Source organism: Micromonospora sp. LOL_023 (genome assembly GCF_048060115.1).
Lineage (GTDB): Bacteria > Actinomycetota > Actinomycetes > Mycobacteriales > Micromonosporaceae > Micromonospora_E.
Map to the genome: position 1 here is coordinate 1 of NZ_JBHMIM010000137.1, position 3,303 is coordinate 3,303.

Here is a 3,303-nt window from a genome sequence, read left to right on the forward strand (position 1 = left end):
TCGGCTGGGGGTTCTTCGGCTGGGGGTTCTTCGGCTGGGGGTTCTTCGGCTGGGGGTTCTTCGGCTGGGGGCTCTTCGGCTGGGGGCTCTTCGGCTGGGGGTTCCTCGGCTGGGGGCTCCTCCGCACCGGGTACCTGCACCCGGATCCGGACGGCGTCGAGGGCCGGGGTCTGATTGGCCCGTTGCATCATCGGGATCCGGTGCGAGCCGTCGCCGGCCCAGGAAGCGCACTGCGCGATCCCTTCCTGCGGCAGCCCGGGGATCTGGATCGTGACGACGTCCGGCTCCGCCCCACCGCCGCCGTCCTCGGTCGCGACGAAGAACGCCGGTACCGGTGCCGGGTCCAGTGCCTCGGTGGTGCTGGTCAGCATCCGGCATGCGGTGTGGAAGTGCCCACGGGTGAGGCCCTCCCCGGTGAGCAGCGACGACTCGACGTAGTAGCCGCCCTGACCGGCAGGGAGGAACCGGTCCCGGACCAGATTGCGGGTGCTGACCCGCAACTGGAACGGTTCGCCGACACCGATGGTCTCCGGAGCTTCGGTGATCAGCAGCGTCGGGTTCTTCTCCGCGTCGCCAACTTCGCCGAACGCCGTGGAGACGCAGCGGTTGCCCTCCTGGAACCCGCTGTGCGGCTCCAGGTTGCTCCCCTCGCAGCTGTTGCCGAGGACTTCCAGCCCGTTGATCTGGATGGGTTCCCGGCGGTCCGTCTGCGCGTTGGAGATCTGGCTGACGCCGATCAGGACCCCGAAGGCACCGAGGGTCGCCACCGCGATGACGGCGCGGCGTGCCCGGGAGCCGGATCTCGTGGTAGGGGTGGGTGCGCGTCTGTGGACCGATCGTCCCATGTGTACACCTTCCGAACGCTCACCGTACTGTGATTGTCTGTATAGGCTCGCAGCGGCCGACCAGTAGTGGGGGTCACCGGGGTGGCTAGCAGGCCGTCTGCGCCTACGCATACGTTAGGGATTGGTTCAATGAAGAATCAACTGCGCGGCCAGAAATGATGGTTTCTTGAGCCGCAAGTAAAGAAAACTTATGCCGTCGGCATTGAACCATCGGCATCAGCCGTTCGGATGATGTGCCCTCTCGTGGTCGCCCTGAGGGCTGCGGTGGCGGTGGCCAGGGTCCCGGTGGCGCCGGTTCTCGGGATGATCACTCAAAGTTGTCAATCGGTGACTTCTTCCGTGTCTCGCCCTCGTGTTGCGCGGCAACTGGTCTACAGTGCGTACGTTACGCGGTCGTTCGTGGACTGAAAGTCTCGTTGGCACGAAGTCGGCCAACTCTTGTGGCGGGATCTGCTCGGCTACCGCCTACGCCACGACTCGTTGGCCGTCGGGTACACCGACGACCGCAGCCGTACGCGCCGCCCGGTGGGCCAGCCGGGACGTCGCGCACCGTCGACGCGCCTGCTGACTGTGATCAATGTCTCGGTCGGCATCACAGACTCTCGACCAGGCCGTCGGGGCGCCGAACCGGGCCCGGCGCAACCCTGGTTGCCGGGATTCCCGAATCACCTGCAGGCGCTCTACCTGGACCGGCTCTACCTGCTCATCGGCCACGTCGACCGGCGGCTCGGCTGCTCCACGAGGTGACCGCCGAGGCGCCCGGCGGGTTTCCGGCTGTCCCCAGGGAGGGTATGTGCGTGACTTAGTGCAAGCTATGACATGAAGGGTCGAGATCATGCCCAACGACACCCTGTCCTTCCCGATCGTCGGCACGCCGTCGGGGGTGATCCGGTGAGCGCCCCCACCGATGTGGCGAATGTCGGCGAGTGCCTGAACCTCGGGGCAGGCTTCGGCCAGCGCGACCGAGCATGGATCGTCGAGCAGTTCTCGGTGATCGACGGTCGATTGGCCGCATTTCCGGCCGACAGCACCCGATTGGAGTTGTCGGTCAAGGACCGGGAGGTACGTGGGCAGAAGGTCACTCTCGAATGCCTGATCGCCGGCTGGCCGAAGATCGTGACAACCTCGGCCGAGGAGGATCTTCGGGCAGCCCTGAACGATGTGCGGGACGATCTGCGGCGGCGGCTCAACGACATGAAGACCCGCCAGGAGCCGCGTAACAACCGGCATCTACGGCAGAGCGGTGCGCAGGAGTTGGGCACGTCCCCCGTCGAGTGACCGGGTCGGCAGGCCATCCCCGGCCAGTGGCAGACTTCCGCACCGCTATTTGTGTCGGAGCGGGTGCGGCGGGCCGGGGACCCTGGTCTGCTGCCACTGGTCACCGTTGCGGCGTTCTTCGACGGCAACGACGAAGAAGGTCCATCGCCCCGAACAAGTGGGAGTACGGCCGTCCGCCGATCGCCGGGTTGGCCGAGCGGTTCAGCGGCATCGAACGGCGCGACGACATGGTCTGGGTTCGGGTGCAGCTGCACCTGCGAGTCGTGGGGTGGATGGGCTGGAGCCGAGCGGGTTGCTGGCCGGGCTGGTCGACGACTACGTTGACCTCCCGCCGGTGCCGCCGGGCATGTCGATCTGGTCGGTTACCTGGGACTGAGGTAGCAGCACCGAGTTCGATGTCCGGGATTGGAAGGATTCAGCGTGCAGCAGCAGGTGCACTTCGTCACCGTGGCCACCGCAGACCTCGCGGCGGCTCGCCGCTTCTACCGGGACGGGCTCGGCTGGCAGCCGACGCTCGACGTACCCGGTGAGATCATCTTCTTTCAGATCGGTCCGGGTCTGGTTCTCGGCCTGTTCGATGCCGACGGCTTCGCGCGTGACATCGCTGCGGGGGGCAGGGTCGAGACGACGCCGGCCGGGTTCACCTTGTCGCACAACGTGGCGACGCCGGGCGACGTGGACCGGGTGCTGACCGAGGCGCAGGCGGCCGGCGGCCGAATCCTCAAGCCGGGGCAGCGGGCCGACTTCGGCGGCTACCACGGGCACTTCGCCGACCCGAACGGTGCCATCTGGGAGGTTGCCTGCAATCCGGGCTGGCGGGTCGACCCGGACGGCACCGTGGTGCTCGGGCCGGTCGATCCGCCGAGCGCAGACTAGTACGGCAGCCGCCATAAGGGGTGTGACCAGGTAGGACGGGTCGGCAGGGGTGGTGCAACGCGGACGCAGCCGCCTTGTTGATCATGTGTTTGTGAGAACAACAAGATCGAAGGCGGCTGCTGCTGCCAGGGTAGCGGCTGACCGGGCGGTGCGCGCACAGGGCAACCTGTTGGAACGGGTGCGGTCGTGTTTCGTCCAGACGCGGACGTGGCGGCACGCCGGCCGATACGTGTCGGCGCTGGTCAGCAGGATGCCGAAACGCAACGGGTGGACCATCGCCGAGCATGTCGGGGACGCCACGCCG

At 67.1% G+C, this 3,303-nt stretch carries 2 protein-coding genes and 2 pseudogenes; 3 read left to right on the top strand and 1 reads right to left on the bottom strand.

Going from position 1 to position 3,303, the window contains the following annotated elements; genetic code table 11:
- Positions 1-845 (bottom strand): annotated as a pseudogene (locus tag ACFHVL_RS30970) (hypothetical protein); the annotation flags it as partial.
- Positions 846-1,736: 891 nt separating this feature from the next.
- Here ACFHVL_RS30970 and ACFHVL_RS30975 point away from each other — a divergent pair.
- The 3 genes and pseudogenes from ACFHVL_RS30975 to ACFHVL_RS30985 all read left to right on the top strand — a co-directional run.
- A complete protein-coding gene (locus tag ACFHVL_RS30975; RefSeq protein ID WP_416632157.1) occupies positions 1,737-2,123 on the top strand; it encodes an HPF/RaiA family ribosome-associated protein in 387 nt (128 codons plus the stop codon).
- 420 nt (positions 2,124-2,543) lie between these two features.
- The gene (locus ACFHVL_RS30980) at positions 2,544-2,999 is read left to right on the top strand and encodes a VOC family protein (RefSeq protein ID WP_416632158.1); all 456 of its coding nucleotides are present in this window, start codon (positions 2,544-2,546) and stop codon (positions 2,997-2,999) included.
- A 91-nt stretch (positions 3,000-3,090) separates the two neighbouring features.
- Positions 3,091-3,303 (top strand): annotated as a pseudogene (locus tag ACFHVL_RS30985) (hypothetical protein); the annotation flags it as partial.